Genomic DNA, 15,419 nt, shown 5'->3' on the forward strand with positions numbered 1-15,419 from the left:
AAGACCTCGTCAAACCGTGCAACCGTGCGCGAGAGGCCGTCTCAGCTGGTGGGGTGCGGGTGTGCACTTATCACGGTACGCCGTGTTCGGCGCGCCTGTTTCCGGTCAGTCTTCGCTCTCCGTCTTCGGCGAGGCCGCCTCGGCCGCCTTCGCGGCCGCGCTCCCGGGCCGCTTGCGCGCCACCCAACCCTCGATATTCCGCTGCTGGCCACGGGCCACGGCCAGCGAACCGGGCGGCACGTCCCGCGTGATCACCGAGCCGGCAGCCGTGTAGGCACCGTCCCCGATCGTGACAGGAGCCACAAACATGTTGTCCGAACCCGTACGGCAGTGGGAACCCACCGTGGTGTGGTGCTTGTCCTGGCCGTCGTAGTTCACGAACACGCTCGCCGCACCGATGTTCGAGTGCTCGCCGATCGTCGCGTCCCCCACATACGACAGGTGCGGCACCTTCGTACCCTCACCGATCCGCGCGTTCTTCGTCTCCACATACGTACCCACCTTGGACTTCAGCCCCAGGCGCGTCCCCGGCCGCAGATACGCGTACGGACCCACCGTCGCCTCCGGACCCACCACGGCCCCCACCGACACCGTGTTGTCCACCCGCGCCCCCGCACCCACCCGGGTGTCGGTCAGCCGGCTGTTCGGCCCGACCTCCGAACCCTCGGCCAGATGCGTCGCCCCGTGCAGCTGCGTCCCCGGATGCACCACCACGTCCTGCTCGAACGTCACCGTCACATCGACCCACGTCGTCGCCGGGTCCACCACGGTCACCCCCGACAGCATCGCGGCCGTCAGCAACCGCTCGTTCAGGATCCGCCGCGCCTCGGCGAGCTGCACCCGGTTGTTGATTCCCGCGATCTCCCGGTGATCACCGGCCACACACGCACCGACCCGGTGACCGGCCGCCCGCAGGATCCCGAGCACGTCCGTCAGGTACTCCTCGCCCTGGCTGTTGTCCGTGCGCACCTGACCCAGCGCCTCGGCGAGCAGCCGCCCGTCGAACGCGAACACCCCGGAGTTGATCTCCCGGATCGCCCGCTGCTCCTCGCTCGCGTCCTTGTGCTCCACGATCGCGGTCACCGCGCCGCCGCCGTCGCGCACGATCCGGCCGTAGCCGGTGGCGTCCGGGACCTCGGCGCTCAGCACGGTCACGGCGTTGCCGTCCGCGGTGTGCGCGGCGGCCAGGCTCGCGAGGGTGTCCCCGGTCAGCAGCGGGGTGTCCCCGCAGACCACGATCACGGTCCCCTCGACGGGACCGCCCAGCTCCTCCAGGCCCATCCGGACCGCGTGCCCGGTGCCCTTCTGCTTCTCCTGCACGGCGGTACGCGCCTGGGCGTCGGCCTCGGCGAGGTGCGCGGTCACCTTCTCGCGCGCGTGGCCGACCACGACGACCAGGTTCTCCGGCTTCAACTCACGCGCGGCGGCCAGCACATGACCGACCAGGGAACGGCCGCAGATCTCATGCAGGACCTTCGGTGTGGCCGACTTCATACGGGTGCCCTCACCCGCTGCGAGGACGACGACGGCTGCCGGGCGAATGGCGCTCACGGGATGCCCTTCGGCTCTTGGGTGGGGTGGACATCCGCAGGATACCGGGGCCGTTGAGGGGGGAGACGAGAGCGGGTCCCGGCTGGTGCAGCCAGGACCCGAACCGAGTGTGCTCCCCTGCCAGGACTCGAACCTGGAACAAATCATCCAAAGTGACCCGTGTTGCCCATTACACCACAGGGGAGTGTAAAGCTCCCTAAAACGGACATTTCACTGTTCCGTTGAGGTCGCCGCATCTACTATGCCGTACCACGAGCCCTCGATGCGACGGTACAGCTCGGCGCCCTTGAGGACTTTGATCACCAAGCAGCCCCGGTATGCGTCACCGATGTTCTTTCGGACCGTCTTGGGGTTGTGCTTCTTGAGCGTGGTCTTGGTGAACGACGAGTGGTCGGCGCCGACGAGCTCCGCCCAGAACCGTTCGGCTCCGGTCACGTCCGCGGACTCGTGGATCATCACCGCGAAGCGGAGGCGCCCGCGCTCGACGCCGAGCAGGTCGAGCCATGCGAGGAAGAGCCTGACCACCCCCGGGTCGCTGTTGACGAACGCGACGGACTCGCGGCGGGCATAAGGTTTGTCCTTCGTGCCCTCGGCCCAGTAGAGCCCTACGCCCACGAGGAACAACTCGCGGACGGTCAGGTCGCCGACGGCCTGCCTGGCCGTCTCCTTCGTGTGCCGCCGCTTCTCGTCGCGTACCGCCAGCTCGTGCTCCCAGCGCTTCCGTGCCGCCAGCTTCGCCTGCTCGGTCGGGTCGCGCCGCTCCGGCTTCGGCAGGTCCCGTACCCACAGTGAGATCGAGCTCTTCGAGCACCCCAGCTCCGTCTGGATCTGGTCGTACGTCCAGCCCTGGAGGCGTAGTCCCCGTGCCCTCTCCCGCAGGTCGTCCTTCGCGTTGGGGCGTTTCGTCCATTCCGGGGCCGGTTCGCCCTGGAGGAGGCGGTTGAGGATGTCGTTGTTGTCGACGTGCAGCCGATCGCGGATCTGCCGTCGGCTGAGTCCCGCCCGCCGCAGCGCGACAGCCTGCTTCCGCAGGCCCTCGAAGTCGGCGTATTTGCCGTGTGGATGTGCCATGTGCATACCGTCCGGCCGGAATGCCGCGTTCCGCGCTCGAACGATCGATGTTCACCAGTTCGAGGGAAATCGCCTTGTTTCGATACTCTTCGGTCACCGTTCGTGATCAAGGCCTGTAGGCGAAACTCGCCGGAAAAGCCCCGACGGGCGCCCGTAGGCTGGACGCATGACCACGACGGGGGAAGCGCGCGCCACGGCTGTGACCGGGCCGTGGTGGTGGGCGCGGTGGCGCGGTGCGCTGTTCGACGGGAGTCTGGCGCTGGCGTCGGCGGCCGAGTGTGCGGCGGAGGGGGTGCCGTTCGCGCGGGACGCCGGGATCCCGGTGGCCGCCGGTGTCGTCTTCGGGCTGCTGTGCGGGACGGTGCTGCTGGTGCGGCGGCGGTGGCCGATCGCGGTCGTGCTGGTCGCGATCGCGGTCACGCCGGCGCAGATGGGCTTCCTGATGGGGATCGTCGGGCTCTACACGCTCGCCACCTGTGAGCTGCCGCGCCGGATCATCGGGGCGTTGGCCGGGATGTCGCTGGTCGGCACGATGATCGTGACGTTCGTGCGGGTGCGGCAGGACATGGCGCGGGGTGATTTCACCCTGGGTGACTGGTTCGTTCCGTTCGCCGCGGTGACCACGTCGCTCGGGCTCACCGCGCCTCCGCTGCTGCTCGGTCTCTATGTCGGTGCCCGGCGGCGGCTGATGGAGTCGTTGCGGGAGCGGGCGGACAGTCTGGAGCGGGAGTTGCAGCTGCTCGCGGAGCGGGCGGAGGAGCGTGCCGAGTGGGCGCGCGGTGAGGAACGCACCCGGATCGCCCGTGAGATGCACGACGTCGTCGCGCACCGGGTGAGTCTGATGGTGGTGCATGCGGCGGCGTTGCAGGCGGTGGCCCGCAAGGATCCCGAGAAGGCCGTGAAGAACGCGGCGCTGGTCGGGGACATGGGGCGCCAGGCGTTGACGGAGCTGCGGGAGATGCTGGGTGTGCTGCGCAGCGGGGAGGGGCCGGGGCCCGTGCCGCCGGCGCGTGGGCCGGCCGCCGTGCCGCTGGTCGCGGTGGGGGTCGCGGCGGCCGCGGCGGCGTCCCGTGCGGTGGATGAGCCGGGGGCCGGTGCGGAGGGGCCGTGTCTGGCGGAGCTGGAGGAGCTGGTCGGGCAGTCGGCCGCGGCGGGCATGGTGGTGGAGCTGTCGGTCGAGGGTGAGGCGCGTGCGTACGGGGCGGAGATCGAGCAGACCGCGTACCGGGTGGTGCAGGAGGCGCTGACGAACGTCCATAAGCACGCGGCGGGTGCGAAGACGCGGGTGCGGCTCGCGCACCGGGGGTCGGAGATCGCGATGCAGGTGGAGAACGGGCCGCCGCCGGAGCCGGGTTCGGCGGCGGCGGCGCGGCTGCCGTCCGGCGGCAACGGTCTGGTCGGCATGAAGGAGCGGGTCGTGGCGCTGGGGGGTGTGTTCGTGTCGGGGCCGACGGAGGCGGGGGGTTTCCGGGTGTCGGCGGTGATTCCGGCGTAAGGGGGCTGGGGGTGCCTGCCCATCGGCCGGTGCCGCCCCGTCGCGGCTGCCGGCCGGTGCCGCCCCCCTCGCGGGTCCCGCCTGCCGGCCGGTGCCGTCCCGGTGGCTGTCGCCTGTTGGTGGGTGTCGTCGGGCGAGCCGCGCGGTCGCCTGGTGCCCGGCGCCCTGCGGGTTCGTCCGCCGACCGGTCGTCGGCCGCCCGGTGTGTGCCGCCTGCCGCTCGCTGCGTACGGCCCCCCTCTCCCGCCCGTGTGCGTCGCGGCGGTGCCGTCCCGGTGGCCGGGGGGTGGGGTCAGCCGGCGGTCAGGCGTACCGGTGCCAGGCCGGAGAGCAGGGCCGACAGGGCGTGGTCGATGTCCGGGCCGAGGTACCAGTCGCCGGTGTGGTCGAGGGCGTAGACGCGGCCCGCGGTGTCGATGGCGAGCAGGGTCTGGGTGTCGCTCTCGGCGCCGAGGGGGCACACGTCGGTGTCGAGGGCGCGGCCGAGGTCGCCGAGGGTGCGGGCCATGTGGAGGCCGTGCAGCGGGTCGAGGTCGAGTGTGGCCGGGGCGATCTGGCGGCCGGGGCCCGTGGGGGTGATCTGCAGGCCGCCGAATTCGGCCCAGGCCTCGACGGCGGCGGGGAAGACGGTGTGCCGGTGGCCGGCCGGGGAGGCGTGGTCGCGCAGGGTGTCGGCCCAGATCTCCGCCTGCTTTATGTCCCAGCGCCCGGGCTGCCAGCCGGCGGCGCGCAGGGCGGCGTCGACGGGGGCGGCGAAGCGGGCGGGGGGTCCCTCGGGTCCGGCCGGGGGTGCGGGCTTGGCGGAGGGGTTGGCGGAGCGCTTGGCAAAGGCGCGGCGGTCGGCTTGCATCGGCCCTTCGTTCGTCCTGTCGTCTCGTGCGGGTGTCGGGGTGCGGCCACGGAGTGGGCGTCCGTCAGGCCTTGCCGCCGGCGGGGTCGACGATGTAGACGCCGAAGTGGGCGCTGAGTGCGGTGCAGGCGCGGCACGGGGCGGCGAAGCTGCCGTGCAGGGGGTCGCCGTCCTCGCGGATGCGGCGGGCGGTGAGTTTGGCCTGTTTGAGGGCTTTGCGGGCTTCGCCGTTGGTCATGGGTTTGCGGGAGGCGCGTTTGCTGCGGGTGGCGTCGACGGCGCTGATGTGCCGGGAGATGAGGATGGTCTCGGCGCAGCGGCCGGTGAAGCGGTCGCGCTGGGCGCTGGTGAGGGTGTCGAGGAAGTCCTGGACGAGCGGGTGCAGGGCGGGGGGTTCCTCGCTGCGCGCGGCGGTGCCGGTGAGGGTGGCGCCGCGTACGGAGAGGGCGGCGGCGATGGTGGGGAGTATGCCGTCGCGGCGGTGACGGAGGACCGGCGCGTGCGGCGCCTCGCTGCTGCTCCAGCCGATCCGCGGGTCGCCGGAAGCGCTGGTGTGCGGTCCCGTCTGCGTCGCGTTCATGATCATCGTCCCCTCCCGAGCATCCCCCCGAAGGACACAGAGTGCCAAATCGCGTGGCCCGTGGGGAAGCTGGGGCGGTGCGACACGCCCGGTTCTGGGCGGTGTGTCACCGCGGGGTGACGTCCGGTCACGGTCACGGGTGAACCGGTGGCCGGGCACGGGCAGGGCCGGGTGCGGGCGGTGGGCGGTGGCCCGGTGACCGGTGTCGTCGTACCGCATAGGCTGTCGGCACGCCGCGCTCGCGCGGCCGACGCGTTGGAGAGAAGTAGTCGATACGGGCCTCGGTGAGCGGAGCAGGCAGCCGCCGGCCGCGGGCCGTACAGAGTGCCGCAGGGGGCAACCGCCATGACGACAGGTCGGCTCGGGCTGGGGGTACCACCCGGCCGCCAGGCCGGAGGGCAGGCCGCACCGCCGAACGCGGCCTACGCCGGGCAGACCGTGCACTTCCCGGACCCGGTCCGGGCGGCCCGTCACCCCAGGGGTGTGCGGGTCGACGAGCGCGGTCACCCCGACTTCTCGCCGTACGCGCGGGCGGCGGCGCAGATCGCGGACCCGCCGGAGGGTTTCGGCGTGGACGAACTGCGGCTGACGGATTACGTGTCGGCGAACGCGGCGCTGGCGGCGGCCGGCCACGACCTGTGGGACACGGTGCCGAGCGTGGCGACGCCGCACGGCTGGACGTGGCACCACGTGGCGGGCACGCGGCGCCTGGAACTGGTCCCGGTGGAGGTGAAGGCGCTGCTGCGCCACCACGGCGGGATCGCGACCGCGAACGTCGACCAGGCCAAGCGCGGCACCCGTCCGTTGCAGGAGACCCGGCCGGCTCATTTCGGACTGCCCAAGTCGGGGCCGGCGGTGACGGAGCAGCAGGTGCAGGGTGTCGAGGAGGACCTGGGTTACCGGCTGCCGGGCGCCTACCGTTCCTTCCTGAAGGCGGCGGGCGGCTGTGCCCCGGTGGGCACGGCGCTCGACGCGGAGCTGGGGCTCCTGGTCGACCAGCCCTTCTTCACGGTGCGTGAGGAGGCGGCGGTCAACGATCTCGTCTACGTCAACAAGTGCCTGCGCGACCACCTCACCAAGGACTACCTGGGCGTCGGTTTCGTGCAGGGCGGTCTGCTCGCGGTGAAGGTGAAGGGCGACCGGCTGGGCTCGGTCTGGTTCTGCGCGTACGACGACGTGCGGGACGTGGATCCGGCGTGGCCGCAGGCGGAGCGCGTGGAGCGGCTGCTGCTGCCGTGCGGTGAGGACTTCGACGCGTTCCTGTCCCGGCTGGCGGGTTCGCCGCCGGAGCTGGAGACGGTGGCGAACCTGATGGTGGACGGCGGGTTCGCGCAGGCCGTCCCGGTGTCTTCCGCGTCTGCGGTGGGGGAGTGAATCCGGCGATGGTGACGTTCGCGCAGGCGCAGGAGCGCGCCGAAGAGTGGATCAACGGTGACGTGCCGGCGTACCAGCACCGGGAGGTGCGGGTACGGGAGTTCGAACTCGGTTTCGTGGTGTGGGCCGAGGACCGTGCGGAGGGTCCGCGTTCGGACGGGGGCAGGCAGCGGCTGGTCCTCGCCCGGGACAGCGGCGAGGCCACGTTGTGGCCCGCGTTGCCGGTGGGTGAGGTGATCCGCCGGTACGAGGAGGAGTACGGCCGTCCGGAGCCGGCCGCGGACGCGGACGCGGCGGCGCCGCCGGCCCGGGTGGACCTGAATCAGACGTCGTTCCTGCTCAGTCCGCCGGAGTGGCTGCAGGAGGCGGCGGACCGGATGGGTATCCCGGACCGTCGCGGCCAGGGCGGCGGCACGGCGGGGGGCGCCGCGGGTGCCACGGGCGCCGGTGCGGGTACGGCGAGCGGCGCGGGTGCCGGCGTGGCGGCCGGTGGTGCCGGCGTTGCGGGTGCGGGTTTCGCGGGTGGGCCCGGTGCGGGTGCCGCCGGTGGGTCCGGTGCCGGTCCGCAGCGCGACGGGTCGCTGCCTGCGACGCGGGCCGGGGTGCCGGTGAGCGGGGCGGGTGCGTCCGGTGCGCCGAGTACGCCCGTGGGGGCGACCCCGTGGGCCGGGACCGACACCAACGCGGACGTGGGGGAGGACCGTTCCGTACCGCTTCCCGCGACGGTGTTCGCGCCGCCGCTCGGTGAGTCCGACGACGGCACGCCGCCGGCCACCGCGCCGGATGCCAAGACCGCGCTGATGGCGGGCGGCAGCCGTCTTCCCCGTACGGCGGTGGCACCGGCGCTCGACGGGACCGCCGCCCCCGGCACGCCCGCCCCGGCGGGCGCTCCCGGTGTGCCCCAGGGCGGCACGCCCGCGCCCCCGCCCGGTGCGACGCCGCCGCCCGCACCGGGCAGCGTCCCGCCTCCGCCGGCCGGCACACCGGCTCCGGGCACTCCGCCCCCGCCCCCGACCGGGGCGCCGTACGGCTACCCGCAGGCACCCGGTGCCCAGGGCGGCCCCGCTCCGTCCCCCGGTGGCGTGCCGGGTGCGCCGTACCCGCCCGTCCCCGGCGGCCCGGCCGGTTCCGGGCAGCCGCTTCCCCCGCACGCGGGGGACATCGCCGACGCCGCGACGAGCAAGGCGCCGCCTCCGCCGAACCGTGGGCGGGGCGCCGCGCCCATGCCCCCGCCGCCGGGCGCGCCCGGCACCCCGGGAGCACGGCCGGCCCCCGCGGCCGCGCCGCCCGCCGCGCCGGGTGGCGCGGGCGGGTACGTGCCGACGCAGCTCGTCTCCTCGCTGGGCCCGGACGGCCCCGAGGGCGCCGGTGTTCCGCAGGCCCCCGGAACACCCCCTGCCCCGGCGGCCCCTGGCGCTCCGGGCACTCCCGGCGGTACGCCTCCGGGCGGTGTCCACCACGCGGCCACGATGCTCGCCGACCCCGGGCGGGCGGGTGGCGCTCCGCCGCCGCCGGGACCGCCCGGAGCCCCGGGCGGCACCCCTGGCGTTCCCGGCCCGCCGCAGCCGCCCGGCGCTCCCGGTGCCCCGGGCGCTCCGGGTGCTCCGGGTGCGGGGCAGGGCGGCGTGCACCAGGCGGCGACCGTGCTGGCCCCGCCCCCGTCCGGCGGTCCCGGCGTGCCTTCGCCGCCCGCCCCGCCCGGCGTCCCGCAGCCGCCGCCCCCGCCTCCCGGCGCGATGCCGCCGCCTCCGGGTGCGATGCCTCCGCCGCCTCCGGGTGCGATGCCGCCCCCGGCCCCCGGCGCGATGCCGCCCCCGGCCCCCGGCGCGATGCCGCCGCCCCCGCCCGGCGCGATGCCGCCGCCCGTTGCGGGGCAGCCCGTGCCCGGTCAGCAGCCGCCCGCCTACGGTTACCCGCCGCAGGCGCGGCCGACGGTCGGTCCGGGCTACCAGGCCGTGCTGCGCTACCGCGCGCAGGACGGCTCCGAGCAGCAGCTGATCCGGCGTTCGGCGCCGGGCACGCCGCATCCGGAGTGGCAGATCTTCCACGAGCTGCGTGCGATGAACGTGCCGCCGGACCAGGTGCTGGAGCTGCACACGGAGCTGGAGTCGTGCCAGTTGCCGGGCGCGTACTGCGCGCGGATGATCCGGGAGCAGTGGCCGCAGGCGCGGATCACGTCGATCGCGCCGTACGGCACCGACCACGCGAGCCGTCAGCAGGGCATGGCGCAACTCCTGGCGCACCAGGGCGAGCTGCACCAGGTGGCCGACGGGCCCGCCCGTCCGGCGCCGGTGCGTGCGCCGCTGCCGCCGGTGCAGCCCGTGCCGCCCCTTCCGCCGGAGGGCATCGCCCAGGAGCTGGCGGGGGCCTTCGGGCCCGGCGTGTTCCGGTTCGAGCAGGTGGCGGTCTCCCGCCAGGGTGTGCCGCCGGTCGTGGCGCACACGCTGGTGGCGGCGGGCCTGCCGCTGGACATGGGCCCGTTCTTCTGGGCGCAGGCCCAGCCGGGCCGCCCGGTGCCGACGCTGGCGGAGCTGGCGGCCGAGCGCGGGGTGCAGCCGGCGCCGGACGCGGGCTCGTACCTCGTCATGGGCAGCGACTTCGGCAAGGCGCTCTGCGTGCAGTACGGCACGGCGAACATCGTGGCCGTGCCGGTGGAGGCGGGCCCCGGCGGTACGTCGGTGCCGCCGCAGTTCGTGAACACCGGTCTGCCGGAGTTCGCGCGCTGCCTGGCCCTGCTCGGCCGGATGTGGCGGCTGCGCTACGGCCTGAACCAGGAGCAGGCGGGCCGCTGGACCGTCGACTTCCAGGCCCAGCTCGCCTCGCTCGACCCGGCGGCGCTCGGCTCTCCGGAGAGCTGGTGGTCGGTGCTGCTGGAGCAGATGTGGGACGGACTGCTGTGACGCGGTGAGCGTCCGGCGCAGGGAGGCCGGGCCCGGTCGAGTGACCGGGCCCGGCCTCTTTCTGTCCCCTCTTCCGTGCACCGTCGGCCGGATGTGCATCCGGAGTGTCGCGTTATGAACATTTCGTCCCTATAGCTGAGGATGTGCCCGCAGTCATCGTGTCGCATCCATTCGGCGGTGTCCGGCGGTGCACGACGGAGAGGGGTTCAGGATGGGCAGCACGGCGTCATCGGTCTCGCTCCACCGCTTCGAGGTCGTCCGGGGGCGCGGCTACCGGCCCGAACAGGTGGACGCCTGCGCGGCCGCGCTCTTCGCGGACCGGGACGCGGCCTGGGAGCGGGCCGCGCGGCTGACCGTGCTGGCCAAGAACATGGAGGCGGAGCTGGCGGTCCTGCGGGAGACCGTCGCGGCCCTCGGCGAGCAGACCTACGAGTCGCTGGGCGAGGGCGCGCGACGGCTGTACGAGCAGGGGCGGCGGGAGGCGGGCGCGGTGCGCGAGCGGGCGCGCCAGGAGGCGCACGCGACGGTGGAGTCGGCACGCGCCTACGCGGACGGACTGCTGCGTGAGGCGCGGGCGTACGCGCAGGCGGTGCGCGCCGAGGCCGACGAACGGGCCGGGCAGCGGCTCCTGGCGGCGCGCGCGGAGGCCGACGCGCTGCGGATCGCGGTCCGCCGCGAGGTGAAGGCGCGCCGCGGCGAGGCACTGGCCGCGCTGCGCGAGGTGCGCCGGCGCACCTGCGGGATGCTCACCGGGCAGTCCCGCGAGCACGCCGCCCGGCTGGCCGCGGCGGAGCGGGAGGAGCGGGCGCGGCTGGCCGCGCTGGAGGCGGACCACGCCCGGCGGCTGTCGGCCGCCGAGGGGGCGCTGGCCGCCGCGGAGCAGGCGCTCGCGCAGGCGCAGGAGGCGGCGCGCAGGGTGCCGGAGGAGGCGCGGGCGTACGCCGCGGAGGTGCTGGCCGGGGCGCGGCTGCGGGCGGAGCGGATCGCCCGGGAGACGGAGCAGGTGCTGGTGGAACACGGTGAACTCTGGGACGACGTACGGGCGCAGATGGACACCGTGCAGAGCGACATCACGGCGCTGACGGGGCGTGCGCGGGCGCAGTAGTGCGCGGTCCGGTGTCGCATTCCGGGCCCGCCCGCCCTCTTGTCCGTGGGTCCGCCGCAGCCGCGCGGACAGGACAGGGGAGGCCCCCCGTGGACAGCAGCGGGAACACGGAAGAGATGAACATCGTCGTCTTCGGCGCGAACGGCCCGGCCGGGCGGCTGGTCGTCGCCCAGGCGGCCGCGGCGGGGCACCGCGTCAGTGCCGTCACCCGGCACCCCGGGACCTTCCCCGTCCGGGCGAGCGGCCTGGACTGGACGGTGCTGCGTCCCGCGGGACTCTTCGACGCGCCGGACGTCGGTGACTACCGGATCGGGACGACCCGCCTGCCCGGCCGGTACACGGCGCGCCCCGATCTGGTCCGGGAGCTGCTGCGGCAGGCCGGCGACCACCGCCACGCGGGCGCGTTCGTCGATGTGCGCACCACCGTGGGCACGCCCACGCCGGGCGAACTGCTGCGCGAGGAGGCGCTGGGCAGGCGGTGCCGGCGGCCTTCGGCTTGACCTTGACGCGACGGAAGGGTGGAGGCTCGGTGGGCCGGTGGGTGGAGACAACCCTGAGACGGAGTCCACCTGTCGGCGGACAGCCCCTAGGGGGAGGTCCGTACTTGAGGTCGGGGAGGGTTCGTACTGGCGGAGGACGAGACGGCCGCGCGCCGTCCTTAGTCTGGCTTTACGCCGCTGGGGGGCGGTGGGCCGCACCGACGGGGGTGGGGTTTTCCCCAGCGGAAGACTGCGCTGAGCACCAGCGCGCCGGGGGGCACGCGCACAGCAGACTCGTCGTCGTGACGGGAGCATCGCTCCGGCACGGCGCACCCGCGGACACCCGCGGCGCGCGGACACACGCAGTACGCGCTACGCGCACACCGTGCGCCGCGCACGGCGGGGGCCGTCCCCGCACCCTGTTCACCCGACCACCGCCCCGCATCCCGCTCGAAGCATGACCGACATAGGAGACGTACCGTGACATCGGCTGTGACCATTCCCAGGCACGGGGGTACTGGAAATCCCACGGCCGTGGCCGCGCGGGCGCGGCAGGTCGTGAAGGCGTACGGATCCGGGGAGACCCGGGTCGTCGCCCTCGACCACGTCGACGTGGACATCGCCCGCGGCCAGTTCACCGCGATCATGGGCCCCTCGGGGTCCGGCAAGTCCACGCTGATGCACTGCCTCGCCGGACTCGACACGGTGACGGGCGGTCAGATCTACCTGGACGACACCGAGATCACCGGCCTGAAGGACAAGAAGCTCACGCAGCTGCGCCGGGACCGGATCGGCTTCATCTTCCAGGCGTTCAACCTGCTGCCGACGCTGAGCGCGATCGAGAACATCACCCTGCCCATGGACATCGCCGGCCGCAAGCCGGACCGCGCCTGGCTGGAGAGGGTGGTCGAGACGGTCGGTCTGGCCGGGCGGCTCAAGCACCGGCCCAACCAGCTCTCCGGCGGCCAGCAGCAGCGCGTCGCCGTGGCCCGCGCCCTGGCCGCCCGGCCGGAGATCATCTTCGGGGACGAGCCGACCGGCAACCTCGACTCGCGGGCCGGCGCCGAGGTGCTGGGCTTCCTGCGCCGCTCCGTGGACGAGCTGGGCCAGACCATAGTGATGGTGACGCACGACCCGGTGGCCGCCTCCTACGCCGACCGGGTGCTGTACCTCGCCGACGGCCGGATCGTCGACGAGATGTACGAGCCGACGGCCGACCAGGTCCTGGACCGCATGAAGGACTTCGACGCCCGGGGGCGTACGTCATGACCGTGCTGAGAACCTCCCTGCGCAACTTCTTCGCGCACAAGGGACGCATGGCGCTCTCCGCGGTCGCCGTGCTGCTGTCGGTGGCGTTCGTGTGCGGCACGCTGGTGTTCACCGACACCATGAACACGACGTTCGACAAGCTGTTCGCGGTGACGGCGGCCGACGTGACCGTCTCGCCGAAGGACGCGAAGAACGACGGCAGCCCGCAGAGCGGTGTGCCCGAGACGCTGCCGGCCGCCACGCTGGACCGCGTCCGGCACGCCGAGGGCGTCAAGTCGGTGCAGGGCGGGGTCAGTTCGGCGAACGTGACGGTCGTCGACAGCCACAACAAGAACATGGGCTCCTCCAACGGCGCTCCGACGATCGCCGGCAACTGGGGCCCGGGCGAACTGAAGTCGATGGAGATCACCTCCGGTCACGCCCCGCACGGTGCGGGCGAGGTGATGGTCGACGCCGACACCGCCGACAAGCACGGCCTGAAGCTCGGCGACGAGCTGCGCACCATCGCGCAGAGCGGTGATCTCAGGGCCCGGATCGTCGGCATCGCCGCCTTCAAGGTGACCAACCCGGGCGCCTCCGTCGTCTACTTCGACACCGCCACCGCCCAGCGCGGCCTGCTCGGCGCGACCGGCCGGTTCACCCAGGTCGCGGTCACCGCGGCCCCCGGTGTGCCGGACGAGCAGCTGAAGCGGAACGTGGCGCGGACCCTGGACGGCGCCGGGACCCGGGCCACCGCGTACAAGATCCAGACGGCCGAGGAGAACGCCGACGAGAACCGCAAGAGCGTCGGTTCGTTCATGGACGTCATCAAGTACGCCATGCTCGGCTTCGCCGGGATCGCCTTCCTGGTCGGCATCTTCCTGATCATCAACACCTTCAGCATGCTGGTCGCCCAGCGCACCCGGGAGATCGGCCTGATGCGGGCGATCGGCTCCTCCCGCAAGCAGGTCAACCGGTCGGTGCTGGTCGAGGCGCTGCTGCTGGGCTTCGTCGGTTCCGTCCTCGGGGTCGGCGCGGGCGTCGGCATCGCGATCGGCCTGATGAAGCTGATGAGCGCGGCGGGCATGGACCTTTCCACCGACGACCTGACGATCAAGGCGACCACCCCGGTGGCCGGTGTGGTCCTCGGCGTCGTCGTCACCGTCCTGGCCGCCTACCTCCCGGCCCGCCGGGCCGGCAAGGTCTCCCCGATGGCCGCGCTGCGCGACGCCGGTACGCCGGCCGACGGCAGGGCGGGCTGGGTGCGGGCCCTGATCGGCCTGGTCCTCACCGGCGCGGGCACGGCCGCCCTGTACGCGGCGGCCACCGCCGACAAGGCGAGCGACGGCTCGGCGGTCCTCGGCCTCGGCGTGGTGCTGACCCTGATCGGGTTCGTCGTCATCGGTCCGCTGCTGGCGGGCGGGGTGGTCCGGGTGATCAGCGCGGTGCTGCTGCGGGCCTTCGGTCCGGTGGGCCGCATGGCCGAGCGCAACGCGCTGCGCAACCCGCGCCGCACCGGCGCCACCGGCGCGGCGCTGATGATCGGCCTCGCCCTGGTCGCCTGCCTGTCGGTGGTCGGCTCCTCGATGGTGGCCTCGGCCACCGACGAGCTGGACCGGACGGTCGGCGCGGACTTCATCGTCCAGGGCAACCAGCGCATCGTCCCGCAGGCCGAGCAGGCCATGCGGCAGACGCCGGGCCTGGACCACACCACCCGCTACAAGGTGCTCGACGCGACCCTGACCTCCCCGGACGGCAAGCGCGTCGACGACAACGTCACCGCCGCCGACCCGTCCTACGCCGACGACGTGCGCCGCACGGTCACCGAGGGCTCGCTGAAGGACGCCTACGGCCCCGACGCCATGTCGGTGGGCGCCGACTACGCCAAGGAGCACGGGATCCACGCCGGCGACACCCTCACCGTCGCCTTCAAGGGCGGCAGGACGGCCCGTCTGAAGGTCGCCGCCGTCACCAGCGACGACACGGCCATCGACAAGGGCGCCCGCTACCTGTCCATCACCACCATGGAGAAGTACGTCCCGCAGGACCGCGTCCCGCCGAACATGATCATGTTCGCCAAGGCGAAGGACGGTCAGGAGAAGCAGGCGTACGCGGCCCTGAAGAAGTCCCTGGAGCAGTACCCGCAGTACCAGGTGCGTGACCAGACCGACTACAAGCAGGAACTGAGGGACCAGGTCGGCCAGCTCCTGAACATGGTCTACGGCCTGCTCGCCCTCGCGATCATCGTGGCGGTGCTCGGCGTGGTGAACACGCTGGCCCTCTCGGTGGTCGAGCGGACCCGGGAGATCGGCCTGATGCGGGCGATCGGCCTGTCCCGCCGGCAGCTGCGGCGCATGATCCGCATGGAGTCCGTGGTGATCGCCCTGTTCGGCGCGCTGCTCGGCCTGGGACTGGGCATGGGCTGGGGCGCCACCGCCCAGAAGCTCCTCGCCCTGGAGGGCCTGGGTGTCCTGGACATCCCGTGGCCGACGATCACCGCCGTCTTCGTCGGCTCGGCCTTCGTGGGCCTGTTCGCCGCGCTGGTCCCGGCCTTCCGCGCCGGCCGGATGAACGTACTGAACGCGATCGCGACGGACTAGCGACGCGACGGACCCCTCGTGAACGGGGGTCACGGGGAAATCCGCCCGGGGGCGGGAAGCCATGGGGGCTTCCCGCCCCCGGGTGCGTGTGTCCGGGCCGTCCAGGGGAGCGCCCAGGGGCGGGACGGGGGCGGGACGGGGAGGGGGGCCCGGGGGCGGACACCCC

Annotated in this window: 11 protein-coding genes and 1 tRNA gene; 7 read left to right on the forward strand and 5 right to left on the reverse strand. The window is 73.5% G+C overall.

Translation table 11 applies throughout. The annotated features are described in order from the left end of the window. Nucleotides 1–105 precede the first annotated feature (105 nt). From glmU to AC6I72_RS18605, 3 genes are all read right to left on the reverse strand, one after another. Nucleotides 106–1,551 carry a bifunctional UDP-N-acetylglucosamine diphosphorylase/glucosamine-1-phosphate N-acetyltransferase GlmU gene (gene glmU, locus AC6I72_RS18595; protein WP_498002071.1) on the reverse strand — a complete coding sequence of 482 codons (1,446 nt, stop codon included), beginning with the start codon at nt 1,549–1,551 and terminating at the stop codon, nt 106–108. A gap of 112 nt (nt 1,552–1,663) precedes the next feature. Continuing rightward, nucleotides 1,664–1,735, reverse strand: a tRNA-Gln gene (locus AC6I72_RS18600). Nucleotides 1,736–1,761: 26 nt separating this feature from the next. Continuing rightward, on the reverse strand, nt 1,762–2,622 hold the full coding sequence (locus tag AC6I72_RS18605; RefSeq protein ID WP_498002073.1) for a hypothetical protein: 861 nt from the start codon (nt 2,620–2,622) through the stop codon (nt 1,762–1,764). A gap of 166 nt (nt 2,623–2,788) precedes the next feature. Between AC6I72_RS18605 and AC6I72_RS18610 the strand changes: the two genes are divergently transcribed. Further along, a complete protein-coding gene (locus tag AC6I72_RS18610) occupies nt 2,789–4,117 on the forward strand; it encodes a sensor histidine kinase (protein ID WP_498002075.1) in 1,329 nt (442 codons plus the stop codon). A 292-nt stretch (nt 4,118–4,409) separates the two neighbouring features. Here AC6I72_RS18610 and AC6I72_RS18615 read toward each other — a convergent pair whose 3' ends face one another. Together AC6I72_RS18615 and AC6I72_RS18620 are read right to left on the reverse strand one after the other, a co-directional pair. Continuing rightward, nucleotides 4,410–4,967 (reverse strand): SUKH-3 domain-containing protein, encoded by a 558-nt coding sequence (locus tag AC6I72_RS18615; RefSeq protein ID WP_498002077.1) that lies wholly within the window; start codon nt 4,965–4,967, stop codon nt 4,410–4,412. Nucleotides 4,968–5,031: 64 nt separating this feature from the next. Then, the gene (locus AC6I72_RS18620) at nt 5,032–5,547 is read right to left on the reverse strand and encodes a YwqJ-related putative deaminase (protein ID WP_199811517.1); all 516 of its coding nucleotides are present in this window, start codon (nt 5,545–5,547) and stop codon (nt 5,032–5,034) included. Nucleotides 5,548–5,892: 345 nt separating this feature from the next. On the opposite strand from AC6I72_RS18620, the gene AC6I72_RS18625 reads away from it, so the two are divergent. The 6 genes from AC6I72_RS18625 (at nt 5,893) to AC6I72_RS18650 (ending at nt 15,253) form a co-directional block, all read left to right on the forward strand. Continuing rightward, a complete protein-coding gene (locus tag AC6I72_RS18625; protein ID WP_498002080.1) occupies nt 5,893–6,921 on the forward strand; it encodes an SMI1/KNR4 family protein in 1,029 nt (342 codons plus the stop codon). An 8-nt stretch (nt 6,922–6,929) separates the two neighbouring features. Continuing rightward, nucleotides 6,930–9,821, forward strand: coding sequence for an SUKH-4 family immunity protein (locus tag AC6I72_RS18630; protein ID WP_498002082.1), 2,892 nt, complete (start codon nt 6,930–6,932; stop codon nt 9,819–9,821). Between the two features lie 211 nt (nt 9,822–10,032). Continuing rightward, nucleotides 10,033–10,926, forward strand: a complete 894-nt coding sequence (locus AC6I72_RS18635) for a cellulose-binding protein (RefSeq protein WP_498002084.1) — start codon at nt 10,033–10,035, stop codon at nt 10,924–10,926. Nucleotides 10,927–11,015: 89 nt separating this feature from the next. Further along, nucleotides 11,016–11,426, forward strand: a complete 411-nt coding sequence (locus AC6I72_RS18640) for an NAD(P)-dependent oxidoreductase (protein ID WP_498002085.1) — start codon at nt 11,016–11,018, stop codon at nt 11,424–11,426. Between the two features lie 459 nt (nt 11,427–11,885). Then, nucleotides 11,886–12,674 (forward strand): ABC transporter ATP-binding protein, encoded by a 789-nt coding sequence (locus AC6I72_RS18645; RefSeq protein ID WP_498002087.1) that lies wholly within the window; start codon nt 11,886–11,888, stop codon nt 12,672–12,674. Continuing rightward, complete coding sequence (locus tag AC6I72_RS18650) at nt 12,671–15,253, forward strand: ABC transporter permease (protein WP_498002088.1); 2,583 nt, start codon at nt 12,671–12,673, stop codon at nt 15,251–15,253. The genes AC6I72_RS18645 and AC6I72_RS18650 overlap by 4 nt, the downstream gene beginning before the upstream one ends. Nucleotides 15,254–15,419 lie beyond the last annotated feature (166 nt).

Source organism: Streptomyces sp. Xyl84 (assembly GCF_059731885.1).